Annotated in this window: 20 protein-coding genes and 2 pseudogenes; 8 read left to right on the top strand and 14 right to left on the bottom strand. The window is 70.9% G+C overall.

Annotated features, from left to right (window positions below):
- Positions 1-3 precede the first annotated feature (3 nt).
- Genes NI25_RS07145 through NI25_RS40030 form a run of 5 tightly spaced genes read right to left on the bottom strand, consistent with a single transcriptional unit; the run spans position 4 to position 4483 of the window.
- Positions 4-1881 (bottom strand): NADH-quinone oxidoreductase subunit L, encoded by a 1878-nt coding sequence (locus tag NI25_RS07145; protein ID WP_061441630.1) that lies wholly within the window; start codon positions 1879-1881, stop codon positions 4-6.
- Complete coding sequence (locus NI25_RS07150) at positions 1878-2183, bottom strand: NADH-quinone oxidoreductase subunit NuoK (protein ID WP_061441631.1); 306 nt, start codon at positions 2181-2183, stop codon at positions 1878-1880. Before NI25_RS07150 ends, NI25_RS07145 begins: the two co-directional genes overlap by 4 nt.
- Positions 2180-2749 carry an NADH-quinone oxidoreductase subunit J gene (locus NI25_RS07155; protein WP_061441632.1) on the bottom strand — a complete coding sequence of 190 codons (570 nt, stop codon included), beginning with the start codon at positions 2747-2749 and terminating at the stop codon, positions 2180-2182. The genes NI25_RS07150 and NI25_RS07155 overlap by 4 nt, the downstream gene beginning before the upstream one ends.
- Positions 2750-2763: 14 nt before the next feature.
- Positions 2764-3693 (bottom strand): NADH-quinone oxidoreductase subunit H, encoded by a 930-nt coding sequence (locus NI25_RS07160; RefSeq protein WP_228126027.1) that lies wholly within the window; start codon positions 3691-3693, stop codon positions 2764-2766.
- Entirely contained in the window at positions 3686-4483 is a 798-nt protein-coding gene (locus tag NI25_RS40030; RefSeq protein ID WP_228126028.1) for a hypothetical protein, read from the bottom strand. The genes NI25_RS07160 and NI25_RS40030 overlap by 8 nt, the downstream gene beginning before the upstream one ends.
- Before the next feature lie 6 nt (positions 4484-4489).
- On the opposite strand from NI25_RS40030, the gene NI25_RS40035 reads away from it, so the two are divergent.
- Positions 4490-5101, top strand: a complete 612-nt coding sequence (locus tag NI25_RS40035; RefSeq protein WP_228126029.1) for a hypothetical protein — start codon at positions 4490-4492, stop codon at positions 5099-5101.
- On the opposite strand, the gene NI25_RS07170 is transcribed toward NI25_RS40035, so the two are convergent.
- From NI25_RS07170 to NI25_RS07180, 3 genes are all read right to left on the bottom strand, one after another.
- Positions 5065-5415 carry an NADH-quinone oxidoreductase subunit A gene (locus NI25_RS07170; RefSeq protein WP_061441634.1) on the bottom strand — a complete coding sequence of 117 codons (351 nt, stop codon included), beginning with the start codon at positions 5413-5415 and terminating at the stop codon, positions 5065-5067. The genes NI25_RS40035 and NI25_RS07170 overlap by 37 nt on opposite strands.
- 314 nt (positions 5416-5729) lie before the next feature.
- Positions 5730-6983, bottom strand: a complete 1254-nt coding sequence (locus NI25_RS07175; RefSeq protein WP_061441635.1) for an MFS transporter — start codon at positions 6981-6983, stop codon at positions 5730-5732.
- A complete protein-coding gene (locus tag NI25_RS07180) occupies positions 6980-8131 on the bottom strand; it encodes a PLP-dependent cysteine synthase family protein (RefSeq protein WP_061441636.1) in 1152 nt (383 codons plus the stop codon). Before NI25_RS07180 ends, NI25_RS07175 begins: the two co-directional genes overlap by 4 nt.
- A gap of 831 nt (positions 8132-8962) precedes the next feature.
- Between NI25_RS07180 and NI25_RS37305 the strand changes: the two genes are divergently transcribed.
- The 3 genes from NI25_RS37305 to NI25_RS07190 all read left to right on the top strand — a co-directional run bounded on the left by NI25_RS37305 (position 8963) and on the right by NI25_RS07190 (position 11117).
- On the top strand, positions 8963-9364 hold the full coding sequence (locus NI25_RS37305; protein ID WP_078884535.1) for a DUF6153 family protein: 402 nt from the start codon (positions 8963-8965) through the stop codon (positions 9362-9364).
- Positions 9365-9485: 121 nt separating this feature from the next.
- Positions 9486-10121, top strand: coding sequence for a DUF305 domain-containing protein (locus tag NI25_RS07185; RefSeq protein WP_061441637.1), 636 nt, complete (start codon positions 9486-9488; stop codon positions 10119-10121).
- 93 nt (positions 10122-10214) lie between these two features.
- Entirely contained in the window at positions 10215-11117 is a 903-nt protein-coding gene (locus NI25_RS07190) for a F510_1955 family glycosylhydrolase (protein ID WP_061441638.1), read from the top strand.
- Positions 11118-11559: 442 nt separating this feature from the next.
- On the opposite strand, the gene NI25_RS07195 is transcribed toward NI25_RS07190, so the two are convergent.
- The 4 genes from NI25_RS07195 to NI25_RS07210 form a co-directional block, all read right to left on the bottom strand.
- Positions 11560-12999, bottom strand: coding sequence for an MFS transporter (locus NI25_RS07195; protein WP_061441639.1), 1440 nt, complete (start codon positions 12997-12999; stop codon positions 11560-11562).
- 835 nt (positions 13000-13834) lie between these two features.
- Positions 13835-15283, bottom strand: a complete 1449-nt coding sequence (locus NI25_RS07200) for an MFS transporter (RefSeq protein WP_199560842.1) — start codon at positions 15281-15283, stop codon at positions 13835-13837.
- Positions 15284-15713: 430 nt separating this feature from the next.
- Complete coding sequence (locus NI25_RS07205) at positions 15714-17972, bottom strand: heavy metal translocating P-type ATPase (RefSeq protein WP_061441641.1); 2259 nt, start codon at positions 17970-17972, stop codon at positions 15714-15716.
- An 89-nt stretch (positions 17973-18061) separates the two neighbouring features.
- Positions 18062-18340, bottom strand: a complete 279-nt coding sequence (locus NI25_RS07210) for a heavy-metal-associated domain-containing protein (RefSeq protein ID WP_061441642.1) — start codon at positions 18338-18340, stop codon at positions 18062-18064.
- 176 nt (positions 18341-18516) lie between these two features.
- Between NI25_RS07210 and NI25_RS07215 the strand changes: the two genes are divergently transcribed.
- Both NI25_RS07215 and NI25_RS07220 read left to right on the top strand, forming a co-directional pair.
- A complete protein-coding gene (locus NI25_RS07215) occupies positions 18517-19473 on the top strand; it encodes a hypothetical protein (RefSeq protein WP_061441643.1) in 957 nt (318 codons plus the stop codon).
- A 27-nt stretch (positions 19474-19500) separates the two neighbouring features.
- Complete coding sequence (locus NI25_RS07220; protein ID WP_061441644.1) at positions 19501-19782, top strand: metal-sensitive transcriptional regulator; 282 nt, start codon at positions 19501-19503, stop codon at positions 19780-19782.
- A 243-nt stretch (positions 19783-20025) separates the two neighbouring features.
- Here the strand turns inward: NI25_RS07220 and NI25_RS07225 are convergent.
- Together NI25_RS07225 and NI25_RS37310 are read right to left on the bottom strand one after the other, a co-directional pair.
- Positions 20026-21233, bottom strand: a pseudogene (locus NI25_RS07225) (MFS transporter).
- A 7-nt stretch (positions 21234-21240) separates the two neighbouring features.
- Positions 21241-21366: pseudogene (locus tag NI25_RS37310) on the bottom strand (glyoxalase/bleomycin resistance/dioxygenase family protein); the annotation flags it as partial.
- Positions 21367-21419: 53 nt separating this feature from the next.
- On the opposite strand from NI25_RS37310, the gene NI25_RS07230 reads away from it, so the two are divergent.
- Together NI25_RS07230 and NI25_RS07235 are read left to right on the top strand one after the other, a co-directional pair.
- A complete protein-coding gene (locus NI25_RS07230) occupies positions 21420-21755 on the top strand; it encodes an ArsR/SmtB family transcription factor (RefSeq protein ID WP_061441645.1) in 336 nt (111 codons plus the stop codon).
- Positions 21755-22480 carry a cation diffusion facilitator family transporter gene (locus NI25_RS07235; RefSeq protein WP_061441646.1) on the top strand — a complete coding sequence of 242 codons (726 nt, stop codon included), beginning with the start codon at positions 21755-21757 and terminating at the stop codon, positions 22478-22480. The genes NI25_RS07230 and NI25_RS07235 overlap by 1 nt, the downstream gene beginning before the upstream one ends.
- Positions 22481-22767 lie beyond the last annotated feature (287 nt).

The raw sequence follows: 22767 nt of genomic DNA on the forward strand, positions 1-22767 counted from the left end.
GGGTTACCTCACCAACAGGATGATCAGGACCAGTACGGCGAAGCCCGCGGCGGCCTGGGCGTAGTACTGATGCAGCAGTCCGGTCTGCGGGCGGCGCGCCCACCGGCCCAGGCTCCGCGCACCGGTCGCAACGGCACGGACTCCGGCGTCGATGCCGCCGTCGTCCAGACGGCGTGCGAGCCGGGCCGCCGCGAGGCCGCCCCGGGCGGTCTGCCGTACGGCGCCGTCGACGACCCGATCGTCGAAGTCGGCCAGCGTGCGCGCGAGGCCCAGCACCGGGCGGACCACGACGAGCCGCGCGGCCCGCTCCAGGTACAGCCACCCGTGAGTCCATCGGACGGCCGCGCGCGACAGCCCTGCGGATGCAGGGCGGGAAGCCCACCGCCAGGCCAGGCCGACGGCGGCGAGCGCCACGGCGGCGGACAGTCCGAGTTCCCACGGCTCGGGGGACGGTTCGCCCTGGGCGCCGACCAGCCCCTTCAGCCAGGACGCCGGTCCCGGCAAGGCCAGTACTCCCAGTACCGCCGCGGCGAAGGTGAGGGCGAGGAGCGGGGCGGGTGTCGAACCGGCGACGCGACGGGTGCCGCGCTCCTCGGTGTCGTATCCGAGTTCCGCGTCGGCAGGGAGGGGACGGGTGACGTACCAGACGGCTTTGACGCTGTACACGGCGGCGACGGCAGCCGCCGCGAGGCCCACCGCGTACAGCGCGGTCGACTCGGTGCGGGCGGCGGCGAGGACCTCGTCCTTGGCCGCCCACAGGGACAGGGGCGGCAACCCGGCCAGGGTGAGCGCGCCCACCGCGAAGGCCACGCCGACCAGTGGGTGGACGCGGGCCGCCCCACGCAGTGCCGGCAGTTGCTTGGTGCCCAGCGCGGTCAGCCAGGCGCCCGCGGCGAGGAACAGAGCCGACTTGGTGGCGGCATGGGAGACGAGCTGGGTGGTGCCCGCGGCGACGCCGCCGCTGCCCGCGGCCAGCACCATGAAGCCGATCTGGGCGGAGGTGGAGGCCGCGAGGAGCTGCTTGAGGTCGGTCTGGGCCACCGCGACCAGCCCCAGGACGAGGGCGGTGGCCGCGCCGGTCCAGGCGACCAGCGGCCCGGCCCAGGCCGTGGCGTCCAGCAGCGAGACGAGTCGCAGCAGCAGGTAAGCGCCCGCGGCGACCATGGTCGCCGAGTGCAGCAGCGCCGAGACCGGGCTCGGACCCTGCATGGCGCGCGACAGCCAGAACGAGAACGGCAGTGCCGCAGACTTGCCGAGGGCGGCCACCACCACGCCCGCGGTGATCACGTGCAGCCAGGGCGCGTCCGCGTCCGGGAGAGCGTCCAGGCGCAGCGAGCCGATGCCGCCGGCCATCGCGGCGCCGGCTGCCAGGTACAGGCCGAGGTCGGCGGCGCGGGTGGTGAGGAACGCGACGTCGGCGGCCTCCGCCCGCTCCGGCTGCCGCCACCAGTAGCCGATCAGTGCCCAGCTGGTGGCCCCCATCACTTCCCAGGCCATCAGCAGCAGCGGCAGGGTGGTCGCCGTGACGGTGACGAGCATGGCGCCGGCGAAGAGCAGCATGAGCCCGAAGAAGCGGCCCCGGTTCTCGTGGGCGGCGAACTCGCCCACGGCGAAGGCCAGCACGGCGGTGGTGACCGCGGCGACGGTGACCACCATCACCGCGGACAGGCCGTCCACCGCCAGTCCCGCCTCCATCCCGGCGAACAGCGGCGCGCTCGCTTTCGGCCGGGTCAGCGCGGCGGCGACCGCCGCACCGAGCGTGGCGACAGCGGCCGCCACACCGGCGGCGGGGACCAGGCCGCCTCGGCGGGGTCCCGTGAGGGCGAGGACCGCTCCCCCGCCCAGGGGGAGAGCGATGAGCAGCCAGAGCACCGCGCTCATCCCTTCAGGTCCTCGGCCATGTCGGTCATGTCGACCTGGCGGGCGCGGTAGATGGCGGTGGTGACGGCGAAGCCCATGGCCATCTCCACGGCCATCGCCACCACGGCCGCCACGATCACGACCTGGCCGCTGCCGGCGGCGGGGGCGAGGAAGTACCAGAAGTCGGCGGCGGCGACGATGACGCCGCCGATCATCAGCTCGATCCCCATCATGATCATGACGATGGACTGCTGGGAGAGGGCACCGAACAGGCCGGTGCAGAAGAGCCCGGCCGCGAGGACCAGCAGGAGTTCGAACGTCATCGGCCCACTCCCCCGCCGGCCGAGTCGTTCGCAGGCCGCTGATCGAGGTCGTCTCCGAAACGGTCGTACCGGCCGCGGCGGGTGGCGAGGACGGTGGCACCCACCATGGTGGCCAGGAGTACGAATCCGAGCGTGACCATGGTCAGCATCTGGTCGCCCATCAACGACATCCCGACCTGGAACGTGGTGTCCTCGAGCCGCGCTCCCGTGCGGTCGGGCCACGGCACCAGGAAGATCCCCACGACCAGGGCGGCGAACACGAGGCCGCTGATGACCAGTGAGCCGCGCTTGTTGTGCAGCATCGACATCGGCATCAGACCGGCCGGATTCATCATGTACGCGATCATGAAAACCGCCATGATCACCATCTCCATGACCATCATCAGCACGATCACCACGCCGAGATACGGCAGCCGCAGCACGGTCACCACCCCGCCCACGCACACCAGGGAGCCCAGGAGGGCGAACGTGACCCGAGCCATGGAGTTCAAGGTGAAGACCAGGACGCCGCCGACCAGGGCGAGCACGCCCAGTACCCACAGCAGCACCGTGCTCGTCGTGCCCATGACGCGTTCCTTTCCTAACGGGTGAGACTGACCAGGGCCGGCACCAGGGCCTGGAGGACGGACAGCGGCAGGAGCACCACCCAGGCCAGTTCGACGTACCGGTCGGCGCGGAGCATGGGCAGCCGCCGCAGCGTCCACACCAGCACCGCCAGTACCAGCAGGGTCTTGACCAACGACCAGGCCCAGGCGGGCAGCCCCGGCCCGGCGCCGCCGCCCAGGAACAGCGGCACCGCCATCGCGGCCCCGGCCGCCAGCCACAGCCACCGCCCTGCCTGCAGCAGCAGCCGGTCCACCCCGCTCGTCTCCCCCAGTACGCCGTCGGCGACGTCCCGCCCGAGCGGATACGCGAACGGTCCCAGGAAGCTGAAGGCCAGAACTCCTGCCAGGTAGAGGACGAAGGCGAACGGCATCCACACCGCGTACCACAAGCCGTGCTGGGCGCCGACGATGTCGGTCACCCGCAGGGACTCGGCGCCCGTGGCGGCCGAGATCAGCGCGAACATCAGCGGCAGCTCGTAAGCCAGGCCCAAGGCGAGGAAGCGGTAGCCGCCGACCAGGGAGAAGGCGGCGTTCGGACCCCAGCCGGCCAGCCACAGCCCGGCCCAGGTCAGCACCTCCATGGCGTTGAACCACACCACCCCGACCGACAGATCGGCGACGACGCGGTTGCCGAACGGGATGACCAGCGTGGCCAGTACCGCGGCCACCGGGACGGTGATCACACCCGCCCGCCACAGCAACCGATCCGGTGCGGGCAACCGCCGCGGCTGCGCCAGCAGCGCCCGCGGCACGGCGAGAAGCGGCCGCACCGCAGTATGGGCGGTGATCCGACGGCCCGCGTTCCGGGCGTCCAGTGCCGCGTCGGCCGCCACTGCCAGCACCGCGAAGACGAGCAGCATCGCCGGGGCGGCCGGCAGCGCCCACCACGTCCCCGCCTCAGCCACGGGCCACCTCCAGCCGACACGCGGTCAGTTCGTCCGGGTCCGGGTCGAGGCTGGCGACGACGAGACGGGCCGCGCCCAGTTCGGCCCCCACCAACAGGCGGGGAAGCAGCTTCACCAGGGCGGCCGACGGCGGGCGTTCGGCGTCCCACCGACCGCGCGGGCTCTCCTGCGCCACCGGATTGAGCGGGGCGGTCGCGTCCAGCTGCCGTACGGCGTCCATGACCTCGGTGAGCCATTGGCGGTAGCGGGCCGGTACATCCCCGCCGGCCGCCCGTACGGCGGGACCGGTGACACTTGCGGCTCGTGCGTCGGCCGCGCTCAGCAGACCGACGCCTCGCGTCAGCCAGTACAGGGTGCGTGACCGCCCGACCCGCCGGGTGAAGCGCTCCGCCCGGGGCAGGATCGCCGAGGCGGGCGCCTCCTCCAGCAGGTCGTCGCGCAGCCGCCGGGCCGTCACCGCCTCGGCGGGCCAGCCGGCCACCGACAGCAGTCGGCCCAGGCTGTCCAGGTGCGCCGCGGCCCGCCGCCGGGCCGCCTCCCCCACGCACACCGGCTCGCCCGTGGTGGCTCGCAGCCACGGCCGGCTCCAGAAGGGGTCGGCTGGTCCGCCGGCGGGCGGATCGTCGAGGTCGGCACGTTGGACGACGTCGCCCTGAAGCACCACGCGAAGGGTCAGGCCGGCGGGCCAGTCGGCCAGAAAGGGCCCCAACGGCACGTGCAGGCGGTCCAGCGTCAGACCGTCGCGGTCCTCCCCCGGTTCGGCCATGGCCAGTCCGCCCGGCATCTCCATGCCACCATGCCCATGACCGTGACCGGTGTGTCCGTGACCGTCGTGACCATGACGGGCGTGGTCGTCATCGCCGTCCCCGTGACCGGTGCCGCCATGACCGGCGTGCTCACCGCCGTGGCCACTGGCCTCCGGGCCATCGTCGTGATGCCGCGCGTGTGCGCCGCCTTCGAAGCCGCGATCGTCTTTCGCGTGATCGGCTCGCACCGATTCCGCGTCGTGCTTTCCGGGCTCTCCGTGCCCGTGCTCTCCCGCGGTGCGGTCGGCCCCGCCCCGGTCGCCCTCTGGTGTGGCCAACCGAGCGCGGCCGGCTTCGAGGACCGATGCCACCTCGTCGGCCGTCACGGCTCGCACGCGCACGCGCGGCCGCGGCATGTCCTGCCACAACCGTTCCAGCGCCGGACCCAGCCGCGAGCAGTCAGGACCCGCCACCAGCATCAAGTCGGCTCCGGCCGGGGTCGACGCCGACGGCCAGTCCCGGGACCGCAGTTCCTTCTCGGCGGCCAGCCGCACCGGCGTACCGCCCGGCGTGGTCACCAGCAGGACGCGTGGCCGGGCGGCCGCTGCGCGGGTCAGGGCGGCGGTCAGGCCCACCGCAGTGCTCCTTCCCGCCATGCGTAGATCACACCCGTGAGCAGGACGGCGAGGAAGACGAACATCTCGATCACCGCACTGGGTCCCATCGCGGAGATCACCAGTGTCCACGGGTACATGAAGACCATCTCCATGTCGAAGGCGAGGAAGAGCATCGTCACCGTGTACCAGCGCATGTGGAAACGGCTGACCGCGTGTTCCGTCGGCTCCAGTCCCGATCCGAACGGCTGCGCGGGCAGCGGACCGGACGAGAGCCGAAGCGCCCAGGCCGCTCCGTATGCTCCGGCCACCGCCAGCAGGGCCAGCCCCAGCAAGGACAGCGCGGCGGTGAAGCCACTCACCGGATGCCACCACCCAGGAGGTCCCTCCCACGCCCCGCGACTTGTACGTCGAGGCGCCCGTCGGCGGGCGCTGTCCCGCCCGCACTCCGCGTCGAACCCATCTGTCGCTCCGTTCCCGCTGTGCCGGAAGCGTTGGGTACCCCCCGGAGGCATACGCAGTCCCGGAGGGCACGAGTCGTACGGCGGCGTGGGCCCCGAAGCCGCAGTCGGCACGCTCCACCGCCCGGCGTCGAGTGCTACGGCCACGGTGCCGGACGTCCACACACCGCGCGAGGCGGCCGGGTCCATCGGTGCCCCGAGGGGGTGTCCGTGCGTCAGGCGGGGGCGAGTGGCGCCTCTGCCCGCGCGATCAGGCGCTCGCTGCGGGCCAGGGCGGCGACGGATGCCGCGCAGGCCAGTCCGGTCGCGGCCAGGGAGCACCAGGTCAGCCAGAGGGCGTCCTCGTGTTCGGCGAAGTCCCACAGGGCTCCGGTGGTGAGGTTGCCGAGGGTGATGCCGAGGCCCGAGACGGTGTTGTACAGCCCGTAATGGGTCGCCACGAGCCGGTTGCCGGAGAGCGTGACGACGGTGTCCATTTCGAAGGGGTAGACGACGGCACCGCCGACAGCCAGGAGGACCACGGCCAGGACCAGGGCGGTCAGTACGGCGGCCGGGGCCTCAGGTGGTGCCAGGGCGAGCGGCACGAAGGCCGCCCCCATGGCGGTCAGTCCGCGGACGAGGGCCTGAGCGGGCGTCCAGCGTCGCTTCGCCCAGCCGGTAAGCCGCAATTGCCCCACCACGGCGACGGCAGCCGAGACGACGAAGAGTCCGCTGGTCACCCAGGTCCCCTTGTCCCCGAGGACGTCGGCTGCGGCCAGGGGCAGTGCCAGGTAGACCTGAAATGTGAGGACGTACGAGCCGGTCATCGCGAGGGCGAAGAGCAGGAAGGGCCGGTTGGCCACGACCGTGCGCCACTGCGCCAGTACATTGCCCGGCGTCGCGCCGGGTGCCTCGCCACGGCGGGCGGGCAGGGCACGCCATTGCAGGACGGTCAGCAGGGTGAAGATCGCGGCAGCGACTGTGCAGACGAGCCGGAAGTCGGCAGCCAGCAGGGCCAGGCCCACCAGCGGGCCGAGGACCATTCCGGCCTGGTAGTAGACGTTGAAGGTGGCGAAGGCGTCCACGCGTCGTTCGCCGGCTTCGGCGGCCAGGTAGGCGCGTACGGCAGGGTTGAACAAGGCGCCCGCGAAGCCGGTGGCCGCTGACGCGGCAATCAGGGCCGGGAGGTTGTCGACCCAGCCGAGCAGGCCGAAGCCGACGGTGCGGAGCAGGCAGCCAGCCATGATGGGGGCCTTGTAGCCGTAGCGGTCGGCGATGGTGCCTCCGATGAGGAACATGCCCTGCTGGGAGAAGTTGCGTACGCCCAGGACGAGTCCGACGGCCCATGCCGCCAGCCCGAGCCCGCCGGCCAGGTGGGCTGCCAGATAGGGCATGAGCATGTAGAAGGCGAGGTTGATGGCGAACTGGTTGGCCATCAACAGTCGGACCGGGGCTGGGAACGAGTGGGTCTGCTGCCACAGGTGCTTCATCGTGCGACTCCTACGGTCTCGTCTCCCGCTCCCTGGGCGTCGGCGGTGGCCAGGGGGTCGATGACGTGGGTGCATCGCGTCCAGCGGGTCACCACCCGCTCGTCCGGCCGGGCGATCTCCTCCGGATCGTCGGCGGGCGGGGCGTCGAGCAGTCCGTGCTCTTGGCAGTAGGCGTCGTCGAAGACCGTGCCGATGTAGCGCTGCGGGCCATCAGGGAAGATGGCGACGATCCGGTTCGCGGCGGGCAGGGTGCGAGCCGCCCATCGGGCGACGAGGGCGACCGCGCCGACACTCCATCCCCCGGTTGTGTAGTGATCACGGGCCAGCCTGCGTGCCGACCACACCGCTTCCGGTGCGGCGACCCAGTGGACCTCGTCGAACAGGTGGTAGGCGACGTTGCGTGGGTGGATGCTGCTGCCCAGGCCCCGCATCAGACGGGGTGCGGCGGGCTGGCCGAAGATGGTCGAGCCGCAGGTGTCCACACCGATGACCCGCAGGTGGGGGAAGAGCCCACGCAGGACGGAGGCGATCCCGGCGGAGTGGCCGCCCGTGCCGACGGACACGACGAGGGTGTCGATCCGGCCGAGCTGGTCGACGAGTTCGTGGGCGAGCGGAGCGTAGGCGGTCACGTTATCCGGGTTGTTGTACTGGTCGGGGCACCATGCGCCGGGATGGGCGGTGAGCAGCTCTTGCACCCGGTGCAGGCGGGCGCGCTGCCAGCCTCCACAGGCGTGCGGGGTGTCGACGCGGTCCACGGTGGCCCCGTACGCCGTGAGGAGTCCTGTCATCAGGGGTTCCATGCCGGGGTCGGTGACGACGGTGACCGGGTGGCCGTAGGTCGCGCCGGCGAGGGCAAGGCCGAGGCCGAGCGTGCCGGAGGAGGACTCGACGATGCGTGCGCCGGGCAGGAGCTGTCCCCGCTCGCGGGCTGCACGGACCATGTGCAGGGCGGTGCGGTCCTTGATGCCGCCCGGGTTGTGGCCCTCGATCTTGGCCCAGAAGCCGCGCCCCGGGAGAGTGAAGGGGGCTCCGATCCGGAGGACAGGTGTGTTGCCGACCAGTCCGGCGGGAGTGTGCGTCAGTCGCTCGGTTTCGGGGAGAGGCTTCGCGGGCGCGGCCAGGACAGACGTGCAGGTCAGGTGATTCATGGCGTGGTTCTCCGGCAGCCGGTGTCTGAACAGCGACGGGCCGCGTGTAGAGGGGGCGGAGGTGATCGGTTGCTGAGCCGCGGCCGGATACGGGGCCGCGGTGCTTGGTCGATCAGGTCCGCCACACGCCGAGACGGGACCGCGTATGTCCGGTGGACGAGCAACCCGGGTCGAGAGCCGATGCCTGCGCGCCGGGCCGTGTGGGCGACGGCTGGGTGCCCTGCTCGACGCGGAGAACATGGAGGGCCGGGCCGTCAGCAAGGGGGATGTCGCGGGAGGGCTGCACCGTGGGCTCGTCCAGATCACAGCAGTGCGACTGGTGGTCATGCGGCGGCGCGCTCTGCAGCGACGCCATCCCGTCGTCGGCCGGTCCCGGCGTATGTCCACAGAAGGCTCCCGCGCTGTGCGCGGCGTCTGCCCGTGCCGTCCCGGCCGTCACCGGTCCGTGAGCGCAGGCCAGCAGGTGCACCAGCACGGCGAGCAGCACGACCAGCGGCGCCGCGGTGCGCGCCGGGGGCCGAGTGCTCGGTAGTACTGACCAGGCAGACATCAGGACGGACTGTAATGAATCGCATGCGCAAGGTCATTGTGGGCGGATCTACCGTTCGACGGTTCTGCTGGCGTGCGCCAGGGCCGGACACGGCTGGGACGTCCGCGAATGCGACGTGCAGCGGCCTTGACTGCCCGTAAATGCCGGTTCCGCTGACCACCGGATCGGGTGAACGTCAGCACCAACTGGTCGAGAGACGGGCACGGAGGCGTACGAGTGAGGACGGCCGCCGGTCGCGCCGTCACATCTGCGCTTTCGCGAAGGGCCCGTACGATGGGTGCGTGACCAGGAGTACTCGATCAAGCAGCCGCCCTGCCGGGCGGCTGTTCGTGCTGCTGGTGATGGCGGTACTGGCCGGAGTGCTGGGCATGCACGGCCTCGCCCCCGGTGCGACAGTGGCGGTGCAGGCGGCTACCGGCCACGAGATGGTGATGGTCCCTGCGGACGGCGTGCCTCACGCGGGCGGGGGATGCACGCACACGGATGGCGGTTCGAGTCATCTCGATCATGCCGATGGGACGTGTGCGGCGGCCGGCATCGGTTCGGCGTACACGCCGCCCGCGCTGACCGGCACCCTGCTGAACGCGCCTGCGACCCCCGCGCCCGCTGCCGCGTTCCCAGGGGCATCGCATGGTGGCCGAGCACCGCCCGACCTGTCGGAACTGCAGCTCCTGCGCATATAGAGCGGCCCGCTCGGCTCCCGTGCGCCCGGCCCTGCCGGTGACGGGTGCCGTGCTTCCGCACGCTCTACATCCGTTCCCACCGCGTGCCGCGAAACGGCGCGCGTCAAGGAGTTGCACCACCATGATCCGCAAGCGTTCCCTCATGCGCCGTACTGCCGCCGTAGCCGCCGCAGGCGCGGCAGCACTGGTCCTGGCCGCCTGTGGCGGCAACGGTGACGATGACGGCTCGGCTGGACACGGCGGCCACGCCGCCACCGCTTCCTCGTCCGCCCCGGCGTCGGCGTCGCAGGGGCAGCACAACGCTGCCGATGTGGCCTTCGCGAAGGGGATGATCCCCCACCACCGCCAGGCCGTCGAGATGGCCGACCTGGCGCCCGACCGTGCGCAGTCGGCCGAGGTGAAAAAGCTCGCCGCCGACATCAAGAAGGCCCAGGACCCGGAGATCAAGACGCTCTCCGGGTGGCTGACGTCGTGGGGCGAGGACGTGCCCGCCGAGGGTGCCATGGACCACTCCATGCACGACATGGGCGGCATGATGACGGCCGAGGAGATGACCGAGCTCGAGAACGCCTCGGGCAAGGCGTTCGACACCGCCTTCATGGAAATGATGATCAAGCACCACGAAGGCGCGGTCGACATGGCGAAGACCGAGCAGGCCGACGGCGCCTACGGACCGGCCAAGAAGATGGCCGGAGAGATCATCGACTCGCAGAGCGCGGAGATCGAGCAGATGAACCAACTGCTCGGCAAGGGCTGATCACAGCACGCCGGGGCGGGTGGACACCGAAGGCGTCCACCCGCCCCGGTCTCCCTCCCCTCGTCTCCCTTCTCGCTGCCTGGACCTCACACCATGACTCGCATACCGCTGCCCCGTCCGCGTGCCCTGTTCCTGCTCGCGGCCGCCGGCCTGCTCCTCGCCTCGTGTTCCGCCACCGACACCACCACCGAATCCGGCAAGGAAGGGGCGCTTCCCGATCCGGGCACCGGACACCTGCACGGCCTGGGCGTCGACCCGGCCGACGGCACGGTCTATGCCGCCGGCCACCACGGCGTTTTTCGCCTGGAGGACGGGAGCGCGATCCGGGTCGCCGACCGCTACCAGGACACCATGGGTTTCACCGTGACCGGCCCGTCCACGTTCTTGGCCAGCGGTCATCCCGGCCCTGCGGATACCGGCACTCGACCAGCTCACCTGGGCCTGATCCGGAGCACGGACGCTGGCCGCACCTGGCAGGCTCTCTCCGCCGAAGGTGAGGCCGACTTCCACGCCTTGGAGGAGGCCGGTGATTCGCTGTACGGGTTCGACAGCCAGAGCAAAAGGGTGTGGGCCAGTACCGACGGGGGCCGCTCCTGGGACAAGGGCGCGAAGGTATCGGCGCTCGACCTCGCTTCCCATCCGAGCAGCGCGGCCACCGTGTGGGCGGCCACCGGCACGGGGCTGTCCCGCAGTGACGACGGTGCACGGACCTTCCACCCCGTCCCCTCGACGCCCGACCTGGTCGCGGTGGAGGAACCGGATCCGGGCAAGCTGCTGGCGCTCACGGCCGACGGCCGGGTCGTCGCCAGCCTCGATGGGCGGACATGGGCGGAGCAGGGCCGCTTGCCCGCGGGCGGAGAGGGCAGGGTGCTGACCGCGGTGACCACGCAGCACCTTCTGGCAGCAGACAGCGCGGACGCCGTCTACGAGTCGGTCGATAGCGGGCGAACCTGGATGTCCCTGCATCGCCCGGCAACGGATGCCGATCGCACCTAGCGGAGTCACCATTCGGGGAGCCATCGGTGCGATTCCGGCCCACCCCGCCCAGGTTCGGCCGGGCAGGTCCGGCGTATGTCGTTGACGATGGTGGTCGCCGTGCTGGACCGGCCCGTGCCAGGGCAGCGTTTAGGGGCGGCCGCTTCGGGCGTGATGGCGGGCACATGCGTCCGCGCAGGACGGACGGCCGAGACTCTGGTGGGAGAGATGGGACGCGAGGGCCTGAAGCAGCGCGACGACCGTCATCTTGACGACGGGGTGTCCAGCTGCCCGGCGCATCGTGACGGTCCACGACGGTGTGGCCATGGGTGAAGTCCCTCCTGGGATTGCTTGCCGGTCATGGGTGTGGTGACAGGCGCCGGCGGTCCGCCAGTTCCGGGAACAGGGATCTGACGGACCGCCGGCCGCGACATCGCTCCTTGGCGGCTTCACAGTCCACGGCTCACACCTCTGCCTTCTCACCCAGCGCGCTGGGCTGCTCCGCACTGGCGGCGGCCACGTCCTTCTCGGTGCGCATCACGAGGAGCGTGATGAGACCGCCGACGGCGGCGATGGCGGCGGCCGCGGTGAACGCCGCGCTGAAGCCGTCGGTCAGGGCAGGCAGGTCACCGAGTCGGCCTGCGCCCTGGGATGTGGCCAGGGCGGTGAGAGCGGCCAGGCCGAGGGCCGAACCGATCTGGTAGGTGGTGTTGACGATGCCGGAGGCCAGGCCCGCCTGCTCGGCCGGGGCGCCGGACATGGCCGCCATCATCGCCGGGATGTACGCCAGCGACATGCCGAGGGCGGCCACCAGCGAGGCGGGCAGGACGTCGACGACGAAGGAGCCGCTCGGCTCGACGGCCGACAGCCACAGCAGGCCGGCCGCGAGGACGAGCAGGCCGCCGCCGATCAGCGGCTTGGCACCGAGGCGGGCCAGCAGCCGCGCGGTGATGGCGGTCATGAAGACCATGAGGAGCACGGTCATCGGCAGCAGCGCCGCGCCGGAGGCGAAAGCACCGTAGCCGAGGACCTGCTGCAGGTAGAGGTTGAGGAAGTACCACATGGGAATCCACGCGGCGCCCAGCAGTGCCATGGCCAGGTTGGCCGAGCCGAGCCTCGGCACGCGCCAGATACCCAGCGGCATCAGAGGTCGGCGCATCGTCTTCTGCAGTACGAAGAAGAGCGCCAGCAGAGCGGCGGCGCCGACGAGTTCGAGCACGGTCTGGGTGGCTCCCCAGCCGATCTCCGGTGCGCGGACCACGGCGAAGACTGCGAGGGCGAGGCCGGCCGTGACGGCGGCGGCACCGAGCACGTCGATCGCTCCGCGGCGGGGGGCCACGGCAGGGAGCAGCTTGGTCGCGGCCAGCGTGGCGGCGCCGATGGGGATGTAGATGATGAACACCCAGGGCCAGCTGAGCCATTCGGTGAAGACCCCGCCGAGGAAGACGCCCGCGGTGCCACCGGCCGGGGCCGCCGCACCGTAGAGGGCCATGGCCTTGCCGAGCTCCTTCGGGTCGTGGGCGAACAGCGTCATCAGCAGGGTCATCGCGGCGGGGGCGATCAGCGCGCCGCCGACGCCCTGGACGGCTCGGCCGGCGACTTCCACCCACGCGGTCTGAGCGGCTGCGGCGACGATCGATCCGCCGATGAGCACGGTCCAGCCGACGGTGAACACCCGGCGTGCGCCGAGCAGGTCGGACAGGCGGCCGCCGAGGAGCAGGAGACCGCCGAAGGCGATGACGTAGGCGTTGAACACCCATTGCAGGTCGCCCTGAGAGAAGCCGAGGTCCTTCTGCATCTCGGGGAGTGCGACCCCGATGATCGAGGTGTCCATGATCACCATGAACTGGGCGGTGGCGAGCACGGCGAGCGCCCACCAGCGCTTGGGACTGACAGTTGGCATTGCCTTCCCCTCTTCAGATACGGAGCTTCATACCCCCTGGGGGTACCTGGCAGGGAACATAACATACCCCCTAGGGGTATGTAAGAAGTCTGCGTAACCCTGTGGAGGCAGTCGTGGCGACAGCCCCCGCCCCGCTGCTCATTGAGGAGGGCTCAGCCTGCAGGCGCGGTACCCGAGGGCGGCCGCAGCCCGCCCAGCCCTGCGTAGCCGGAAGGAGGTAACCGGATGAGCGGGGCCGTCCCGAGAGCCCTGCCGCTTCGCGGCCCATGCCGACGACCCTCGGCCCGCGCGGGTTAGGTCGCTCGGATACCTCCAGGAGCTGCTCCTGGCGAGCCCTGTCCACGGCAGATCACGAAGCGCCGGACCCACGAGGCTGCCGTGTACAGGGTCAGCCGGGTGGTGAAGAAGTCGAGGACCCGATCACGGGAGCCAGTACCGGCAGAATGGGGCCAAGCCGCGTGGACGCCGTACACCGTGATGGTGCCGCCCAGTCCCATGTCGCACAGCGCAGCTCGAGATGATCCAGCCGGGCGCCGACATCGTCGGTGTGCTGGGTCCAGGTGTGACGGGCGGAGTCGGTACACGTCGAGCAGCCGTGATCGCGGACGTCCGGCAGGATGACGGAGGAGCCGTCTGCGAGTAGGCGGGCGAGCGGCAGCAGGCTGCAGCGGTCCGGGTCGCCGCAGTGCAGCAGGACCAGCCCCCTTTCCTTGCCCCCGTGTCGTGGTGTGCAGTCGGCAGTCGTCACTGCACGCGTTCGGACACACCGGCCAAGCCCGCGCACCGAGCCTTTCTGATCACTTCAGAGCGACTCCGGCGCGCGGGCAGTGTTCGGTCAGTTTCCTTGCGCGGTGCTCGTGCCTGCCGGCTCAGACGTGTCCTGTTCTGTGGCCGGGCGGGCGCTGAGGGTGGTGAGGGCGAGGAGGCCGGCGGCGAGGAGGACGCCCGCGGCGACGGTCAGGGCCGTGCCGTATCCGGCGACCAGTGCCTCGCCGGTGCCCAGCGCGGCCTTCTCCGGCCGCGCGGTGACGGTGGCGGCGACCCCGGCGAGCACGGCCAGGCCGAGGGCGACACCGATCTGCTGGGCGGAGTTGAGCAGGGCCGAGGCGATCCCGGCCTTGTCCGCGTCGACGCGGTAGACCGCGGCCTGGGTCAGGGCGAGCACGCCGAGACCGAAACCGAGCGCGAGGACGAACATCGCCGGCGCCAGGTGCAGCCAGTAGTCCGTGTCGACGGTGATCGTGGAGAACCAGAACGCGGCCAGCGCGCTCAGCAGCGCCCCGAGCGCGGCGACGGAGCGGGGGGCGGTCTTCAGCAGGAGCTTCGGGGCGGCTCCGGCTCCGAGCACGAGCCCGGCGGCGAACGGCAGCCACGCCGCCCCGGTGCGAAGGGGGCTGAACTGCTGCACCTGCTGGAGGTAGAGGGTGACGACGTAGAACGTGCCCATCGGGCCGATGGCCAGCAGCAGCATGGTCAGGTAGGCGCCGGAGCGGTTGCGGTCCCTGAACAGGCTCAGCGGCACCAGAGGGCTGCCGCTGCGGGCCTGGGTGAGGACGAACGCGACGAGCAGCACGGCGGCCGCCGCCAGGAGGACCAGCGCGACCGGGTCGGTGAAGCCGTCCTCGCCGAACCTCGTGATCGCGTAGACGAGCGCGACCATTCCGCCGGTGCCCAGCACCGCACCCACCGCGCCGACCCGGCCGGAGTGACGCCCGGCAGCGAGCAGAGTGCGGCTGCCGAGAAGAACAAGCAGGCCGAACGGGATGTTGATGAAGAACACCCACCGCCAGTCGAGGAGGTCGGTCAGCACACCGCCGAGGAGCAGTCCGACCACGATCCCGAGCGCGGACATCGCCCCGTAGAGGGACAGCGCCAGGTCACGCAGCTTGCGGTCGGGGAACGTGGTCGCGATCAGCGCCAGCGCGTTCGGGGCGGTCAGCGCCGCTCCGACGCCCTGCACGGCACGGGCGACGATCAGCATGGTGACGTTCTGCCCCAGCCCGCCCGCCAGGGACGCGATCACGAAGACCGCGATCCCGAGCTGCAGGGTGCGGCGGCGCCCCCACAGATCGCCGATCCGGCCACCGAGCAGGAGCAGCGCTCCGAACGCGAGGATGTAGGCGTTGACCACCCAGGGCAGGTGCTCCGCCGTCACGCCGAACTCACGCTGGATGCTCGGCAGCGCGATGTTCACGATCGAATCGTCGAGCACCAGCATCAGCTGGGCGGTCGCGATGACCAGCAGCGGAATCATCCCGGCCCGCTGCCTCGTCGTCGTTGTCACGTCGTCTCCTTCATTCGGTGCCCGCAAGTCTTCGGCTCCGGGTCAGCTTCACGAGGCCGAAACCACCGTCGACCTCGACCTCAGATACCCCCCTCGGGTATAAGAACATACCGGAGGGGGGTATTCCAATCCGAGGGTGATGCAACGACGACCAGGCCCGACAAAGACGGCATGCGCCCTGAGCTCCCCACGCAAAGGGTGTCTGTTGCTCAGTCCTGACGAAACCCGAGCTGTGGGGACTCCGGTCGTCGAGTGGGCGCCGCATGCCGGCTGGGGTACCGGCAGGCCGTTCACCCGCCCGGAACAGCTGCGCACGCGGTCTCTCTCGTGAGTCATAACGGCAGCCCTCCCAGAGAGAGCACCGTGACGGACAACGAGGGGCGGCCCCAGTGGCCCGCCCCTCGTCCGCGCTGTGGAGGGGAAGCGGTTGTCAGTCCGCGGCCCTGAATCCGCGCAGTCGCAGGCTGTTGCCGACGACGAAGACGGAGGAGAAGGCCATGGCCGCCCCCGCGATCATCGGGTTGAGGAGTCCGGCGGCGGCGAGCGGCAGCGCGGCGATGTTGTAGGCGAAGGCCCAGAAGAGGTTGGACCTGATCGTGCCGAGGGTCTTGCGGGCCAGCCGGATGGCGTCGGCGGCGGCGCGCAGGTCGCCCCGGACGAGGGTGAGGTCGCCGGCCTCGATGGCGGCGTCGGTGCCGGTGCCCATGGCCAGGCCGAGGTCGGCCTGGGCGAGGGCGGCGGCGTCGTTGACCCCGTCGCCGACCATCGCGACCGAACGGCCCTCGTCCTGGAGGCGCTTGACGACGTCGACCTTGTCCTCGGGCATGACCTCGGCGATGACGTGCTCCGGGTCGATGCCGACCTCGCGGGCGACGGAGGCGGCCACGGCCTGGTTGTCGCCGGTCAGCAGGACCGGGGTGAGGCCCAGGGCGCGCAGCCGGGTGATGGCCTCGGCGCTGGTGTCCTTGACGGCGTCGGCGACCTCGAGGACCGCCCTGGCCTCGCCGTCCCAGGCGACGGCGATCGCGGTGCGGCCGGCCGTCTCCGCGTCGGCCTTGGCGCGGGCCAGGCCGACGGGCAGCTCCATGGCCCACTCGGCGAGCAGCTGCTCGCGGCCGACGAGGACGGCGTGGCCGTCGACGACGCCCTGGACGCCGAGGCCGGGGACGTTGGCGAAGTCCTCCGGAGCGGGCAGGGTGCCGACGCGGTCGGCTGCGCCCGTGGCCACGGCCTGTGCGATCGGGTGCTCGGAGGAGTGCTCCAGCGCGCCCGCCAGGCGCAGTACCTCGGTCTCCTCGGTGCCGGCGGCGGTGTGCACGGCGAGCAGGGTCATGCGGCCGGTGGTGACGGTGCCGGTCTTGTCCAGGACGATGGTGTCGACCCTGCGAGTGGACTCCAGGACCTCGGGGCCCTTGATGAGGATGCCGAGCTGGGCGCCGCGCCCGGTGCCGACCATCAGCGCGGTCGGCGTGGCCAGACCCAGGGCGCAGGGGCAGGCGATGATCAGGACCGCGACGGCGGCGGTGAAGGCGGCCGTGATGCCGGCGCCGTTGCCCAGCCAGAAGCCGAGGGTGCCCAGCGCGAGGGCGATGACGACCGGGACGAAGATGCCGGAGATGCGGTCGGCGAGCCGCTGGGCGGCGGCCTTGCCGTTCTGCGCGTCCTCGACCAGCCTCGCCATCCGCGCCAGCTGCGTGTCGGCGCCGACCCGGGTGGCCTCGACCACCAGCCGGCCCCCGGCGTTCAGGGTGGCCCCGGTGACCGCGTCGCCCACGCCGACCTCGACCGGCACCGACTCGCCGGTGAGCATCGAGGCGTCCACCGCCGAGGCGCCCTCCACGACCGTGCCGTCGGTGGCGACCTTCTCGCCGGGACGCACCAGGAAGCGGTCGCCGACCTTCAGCTCACCGACCGGGATCAGCTCCTCACGGCCCTCCCGGAGCACGGTGACGTCCTTCGCCCCCAGCTCCAGCAGGGCCTTCAGCGCGGCACCGGCCTTGCGCTTGGAGCGGGCCTCGAAGTAGCGGCCGGCCAGGATGAACGCCGTCACCCCGGCGGCGGCCTCCAGGTAGATGTTCCCCGAACCGTCACCGCGGGCGATGGTCAGCTCGAAGGGGTGCGTCATGCCCGGCGTGCCCGCACTGCCGAGGAACAGCGCCCACAGCGACCACAGGAACGCCGCCGACGTACCGACCGAGATCAGCGTGTCCATGGTCGCCGCGCCGTGCCGGGCGTTGGTGAACGCGGCCCGGTGGAACGGCCAGGCGGCGTAGGTGACCACGGGCGCCGCCAGGGTCAGCGACAGCCACTGCCAGTACTCGAACTGCAACGCCGGCACCATCGCCATCGCGATGACCGGAACGGCCAGCAGCACCGCGGTCACCAGCCGCTGCCGCAGCGGCCGCAGCCCGTCCGTCTCCTCGGCCCCCGCCGCCCCCGGCGCCTCATCGGCCCGTACCGGCTCGGGCTCGCGGGCGGTGTACCCGGTGGCCTCGACCGTGGCGATCAGCTCCGGGACGGACACCCCGTCCGTGAAGCTGACCCTGGCCTTCTCCGTCGCGTAGTTGACGGTCGCGGTGACCCCCTCCATCCGGTTCAGCTTCTTCTCGATCCGGGCGGCGCACGACGCGCAGGTCATCCCGCCGATGGCGAGTTCCACCTCGGCTGTGTCGGGGACCGTGGTAGCCATCACTACTCCTTGGGCTGATCAAGGCAAAGGGAAAGTCAGGGAGGGAAGAGGCCGGGCCCGCGAGTGGGCCCGGCCGAGGTGTGGGTCCTTCAGGCCGCGCGGCCGGTGAGCTCGTAGCCGGCGTCGTCGATGACCTTGGCCAGCAGCGCGTCGTCGGGTTCGTCCGCCGTGGTGACGGTGACCTGGCCGGATTCGAGGTCGACGTCGACCGCCTGTACACCGTCCAGCGCGCCGATCTCCTTGGTGAGCGTGGCCTTGCAGTGCCCGCAGGTCATCCCGGACACGTTGTAGACGGTGGTGGTGCCCGCAGTAGCCGTCGCCGTGGTGGTGCCGGTGGAGCAGCTTCCGTCAGGAGTGCAGCAGGACATGGTTCCTCCTAGATGAGTTGTGTACCCCCAGGGGGTACGCTGTCGCACACCCCACTAGATATACCCCCTCGGGGTACCCTTGGCAAACGTCGACGGGCTACTTGCCAATACCCCCCTGGGGTATATAGTCGGCGCCAGGTCCAGCAGGAACGGCACCACCGAGGAGAGGGCACGTCATGAACACCGGCGTAAAGATCACTGTGTTCGCTACCGCGCTAGCGGCCACCTTCGGCACTGCTTACGGTGTCGGCGGGGTAATCGGCCCCGTCGGCGGAGGCTCGGAACCGGCGGCTCACGCGGAGCACGACCGCTTGGCACCGTCCAGCCACAGCGGACACACGGAGGCAGCTCCCGCGGGCCTGCAGGTCTCCGAGGCGGGATACACCCTGGACCTCAAGACCTCTCGCGTGACCGCAGGCGCGAAGAACGAACTTCGCTTTGCCATCCGCGACCAGGACGGACGGCAGGTGACCTCCTACCGGCGCGAGCACGGAAAGGAACTCCACCTCATCCTCGCCTCACGCGACCTGGTCACTTACCGCCACCTGCACCCCACGCGGGCAGCCGACGGCACCTGGAGCACCCCTGTCGACCTGCCCGCCGCCGGCACCTACCGCGTCTTCGCCGACTTCACACCCGCCGCCGAGGGCGCCACCAACCTCACCCTGGGCGCGGACCTCGCGGCCTCCGGCACCTACCAGGCACCGCCTCTGCCCGAACCTGCCGCCACCACCACGATCGACGGCTACACGGTCACTCTGAAAGGCGACCTGCGCCCCGGCAAGGCGAGCGAGTTGACCCTCGGCGTCAGCCGTGACGGCCGGCCGGTCACCGACCTGGAGCCCTACCTGGGCGCCTACGGTCACCTGGTCGCCCTGCGCTCAGGAGACCTCGCCTACCTCCACGTCCACCCGAACGGCGAGCCCGGCGACGGCGCCACCAAGGCTGGCCCCGAGGTCTCTTTCACCGCCAGCGCACCCAGTGCCGGAACGTACCGCCTGTTCCTCGACTTCCAGCACAACGGCACCGTGCGGACCGCGGCATTCACCGCCCACACCGGACAATCCGCACCCGACGATGCCCTGGAGCCGACGAAAGGCGAAGAGCACGCCGAGAGCAACCACCAGCACTGACCCATCGAAAGAAGTAGGGAGAGGCCCGTGGCCAGTTACAGCAACCGAAAAGAAGACGTACTCAAGCGACTGCGGCGAATCGAAGGACAAGTCCGAGGACTGCAGAGGCTGGTGGAAGAGGACACCTACTGCATCGACGTCCTCACCCAGGTCTCCGCCACCACACGCGCCCTGCAGTCCTTCGCCCTGCAGATGCTCGACGAACACATGGACACCTGCGTACGCACCGCCGTAGCGGACGGCAGCGGCAACGGCGACATCAAGCTGAAGGAAGCCAGCGACGCCATCGCCCGCCTCGTGCGCTCCTGACGAATCGGGAGGAGGGCAGGTTCACTACCCGCTCCAGGTCCGGCGTTAAGAGTGCCCCAGGTTGCGGTGAAGGCGGCGGCCATGGCGATGATGACCAGGAGCACGAAGAGGTGACTGTACCCACTGAGTGGCACGGTGAGCACTGCTCCGGCGAAGGGAGCCACAGCAACCACCATGGCTGCCTGGGCCGCGAGCAGCGTGAACGAGCACTCCGTGCAGAGCGCCCCCGTCCCCAAGCACCGATCAGCGCCTGCTGGAAGCCGCTGCCAGTAGACCGGCGCCCAGGGACATCCCCGTGAGGACCCAGAAGAGGGCGGGATACCCGCCGAGGGCTGCCGCGAGGGCGGCGCCGGCGAAGGGGGCGAGGGCGCCGGCGATCGTGACCGGTGCGGCGAGGAGGCCGGACAGCGTGCCGTTGTGGGTGGCGCCCCAGCGTTCGGTGATGGCGGTGGCCTGGAGCAGGGTGACGTTTCCCCTGACCATGCCGGCGATGACGGACAGTAGGACCAGGAGCGGGTATGGGCCAGGGGTCATCGCGAGGGACTCGGTGGTTGCGCCGCCGGCCACGATCAGGGCGACCGTGCGTGTGGTGACCGAGGTATGGCGCACCAGGGCGGAGTAGTGAGCACGGCCGAGCGTCTGGCCTGCGCCGCCCAGCCCGAGGGCCCACGCGGCTGCCGTGGGACTCATGCCTCGCTCGGTCAGCAGTGGGACGAGTGCGATGACGACGGCGAACGTGGCGAAGCCGTTGAGAGTGAGCGCGGCTGCCAGCGTCAGGAACGGGCGGCTGCGGGTGACCGTTTTGCTGTCGCCGGCGTGTTGCTTGGTGTGGGTGGGCAGGGGCGGCCATGGGGCGCGCAGCGCCAGGGCGTGTGCGGGGGCGGTGACGAGCGCGAGGATCAGGGCGAGGAGTGCGTAGGTGTGTCGCCAGCTGAGGTGCTCGGCCAGCGCGGCCGTGAGAGGTGCGAAGACCGTCGAGGCTAGGCCGCCGGCCAATGTGACCACGGTGAGCGCGCGGACTCGGTCCTCGCCCCACCAACGGGTGACTGCGGCGAAGGCGGGCTGGTAGAAGGTCGCTGCCATGGCCAGGCCCGCCAGCAGCCAGGCAGCCGTGAATACGGCCAGGTTGGGGGCGTAGGCGAGGGCGAGCACGGCGGTGACGCCGAGAATCGAGCCCACGGTCATGACCGTGCGTGGACCACGGCGGTCGAGGATGCGGCCGACGGGTATGCCTGCGAGTGCAGAAACGATCAGTGCGGCTGAGAAGGCACCGGTGGTGGCGGTGGTCGACTAGCCGGTGTCGGCGGTGATCCGCGGGTTCAGGACGGGGAAGGCGTAGTAGACGATTCCCCAGCTGGTGTCTGGGTGGCGCACAGGGCGGGCAGGGCGGCGCGAGGCCGTGACCGGTCCCCTGTTCCGGTCACGGCCTCACTGGTGGGCAGGTGGGTCATCGGCGGATCAGCAGCATCCGGCGGCGTCAGGGCCGGCGCTCTGCTTGGTCAGGGTGTCGGCGTCTCCCTTGACCACGTAGACCTCCCAGGGCTCCTGGCCGGGGCCGTGGACCCAGACCTTGTCCTGCAAGGCACCCCATCTGTTCAGGCTTTCTTGAATTCAGGTTCCTGTGTATTGTCAGTGGCGTGCTGAATCTCGCCCAAGACATCAAGGTGCTGGCACGGTTCGGCCGTGCCCTGGCTGACCCGATCCGCTGCCGGCTGCTGCTCGCCCTGCGATCGGCTCCTGCTTACCCGTCCGACCTGGCGGATGCACTGGGTATTTCCCGGACCCGGCTTTCGAATCACCTGGCGTGTCTGCGCGATTGCGGGCTGGTCGTGGCGCTGCCCGAGGGCCGCCGCACGCGGTACGAGCTCGCCGACCCCCGCCTGGGGCATGCGCTGGACGACCTGCGCAGCGCTGTGGTGGCTGTCGCTGAGGATGGCTCGTGCCCGGATGCCGCAGAGAAGGGCTGCTGCTGATGGCGGCGGAGATCTCTCTCGGTCCGGCTCCGGCCCGCCGGGACGCCCTGGCACGGCGCATACGGTTCCTGGTCGCAGCGACGATCGCGTACAACGTGATCGAGGCGATCGTCGCCATCACAGCGGGATCGATCGCATCGTCCTCCGCTCTGGTCGGCTTCGGCCTGGACTCGGTGATCGAGGTGTCGTCGGCTGCCGCGGTCGCCTGGCAGTTTTCCGCTCGTGAGCACGACGTGCGCGAGGCACGGGAGAGGAGGGCACTGCGGATCATCGCAGTGTCGTTCTTCGCCCTGGCCGCCTTCGTATCGGTGGACGCGATCCGGTCCCTGGTCGGCAGCAGGGAAGCCGAGTCGTCACTGACCGGTATCGTGCTGGCCGCCGTGTCCCTGGCCGTCATGCCGTTCCTGTCCGCCGCACAGCGCCGAGCCGGCCGGGAACTCGGGTCGGCGTCGGCTGTCGCGGACTCCAAGCAGACGCTGCTGTGCACCTATCTGTCGGCGGTCCTGCTGGTGGGCCTGGTAGCCAACGCAGCGTTCGGCTGGCCCTGGGCGGACCCGATAGCGGCTCTGGTGATCGCGGGGGTCGCTGTCAAGGAAGGGCGGGAGGCGTGGCGAGGGGACGGTTGCTGTGCCCCGGACGGGCTGAGCACACTCAAGGCGGGCACTGACCCCGCCGAGCGGGCGGATACCTGCGGCTGCGCCCCGGGGTGCACCTGCTGCAACTGACCTGCTGTCCGATGGCTGGAGCACCCTGCCGTCGTACAACTTCACAAGGGGGAAGCGACTATCGGCCCCCTGAGCGCACGCACCAGCTCAGGGGGCTTGCTTCAGTGCGCCCAGAGCGCCGCGGGCCACCACGGTCCCTACCGATCAGTGGCAGTACGGCCGGACCGGCATCCGGCACCCATTCGACTTCTGTTTGCGCCCTGCTGAGGAGCATCCATGGCAATGCCCGGCATCACCGCAACTGATCCATCAGCACCGTTGGCACGCAGACGCTGGCTCGCGCTGGC

The organism is Streptomyces sp. CCM_MD2014, from assembly GCF_000772045.1.
GTDB lineage: Bacteria > Actinomycetota > Actinomycetes > Streptomycetales > Streptomycetaceae > Streptomyces > Streptomyces salinarius.

Excerpts from the sequence above, each read along its gene's own strand:
- NI25_RS07175 (WP_061441635.1), bottom strand. The coding sequence starts at position 6,983 with ATGAAGCACCTGTGGCAGCAGACCCACTCGTTCCCAGCCCCGGTCCGA.
- NI25_RS07145 (WP_061441630.1), bottom strand. The coding sequence starts at position 1,881 with ATGAGCGCGGTGCTCTGGCTGCTCATCGCTCTCCCCCTGGGCGGGGGA.
- NI25_RS07215 (WP_061441643.1), top strand. The coding sequence starts at position 18,517 with ATGAACACCGGCGTAAAGATCACTGTGTTCGCTACCGCGCTAGCGGCC.
- NI25_RS07205 (WP_061441641.1), bottom strand. The coding sequence starts at position 17,972 with ATGGCTACCACGGTCCCCGACACAGCCGAGGTGGAACTCGCCATCGGC.
- NI25_RS07150 (WP_061441631.1), bottom strand. The coding sequence starts at position 2,183 with ATGACGTTCGAACTCCTGCTGGTCCTCGCGGCCGGGCTCTTCTGCACC.
- NI25_RS07180 (WP_061441636.1), bottom strand. The coding sequence starts at position 8,131 with ATGAATCACCTGACCTGCACGTCTGTCCTGGCCGCGCCCGCGAAGCCT.
- NI25_RS07190 (WP_061441638.1), top strand. The coding sequence starts at position 10,215 with ATGACTCGCATACCGCTGCCCCGTCCGCGTGCCCTGTTCCTGCTCGCG.
- NI25_RS07210 (WP_061441642.1), bottom strand. The coding sequence starts at position 18,340 with ATGTCCTGCTGCACTCCTGACGGAAGCTGCTCCACCGGCACCACCACG.
- NI25_RS07195 (WP_061441639.1), bottom strand. The coding sequence starts at position 12,999 with ATGCCAACTGTCAGTCCCAAGCGCTGGTGGGCGCTCGCCGTGCTCGCC.
- NI25_RS07185 (WP_061441637.1), top strand. The coding sequence starts at position 9,486 with ATGATCCGCAAGCGTTCCCTCATGCGCCGTACTGCCGCCGTAGCCGCC.
- NI25_RS40030 (WP_228126028.1), bottom strand. The coding sequence starts at position 4,483 with ATGGAGATGCCGGGCGGACTGGCCATGGCCGAACCGGGGGAGGACCGC.
- NI25_RS07235 (WP_061441646.1), top strand. The coding sequence starts at position 21,755 with ATGGCGGCGGAGATCTCTCTCGGTCCGGCTCCGGCCCGCCGGGACGCC.
- NI25_RS07155 (WP_061441632.1), bottom strand. The coding sequence starts at position 2,749 with ATGGGCACGACGAGCACGGTGCTGCTGTGGGTACTGGGCGTGCTCGCC.
- NI25_RS40035 (WP_228126029.1), top strand. The coding sequence starts at position 4,490 with ATGCCCATGACCGTGACCGGTGTGTCCGTGACCGTCGTGACCATGACG.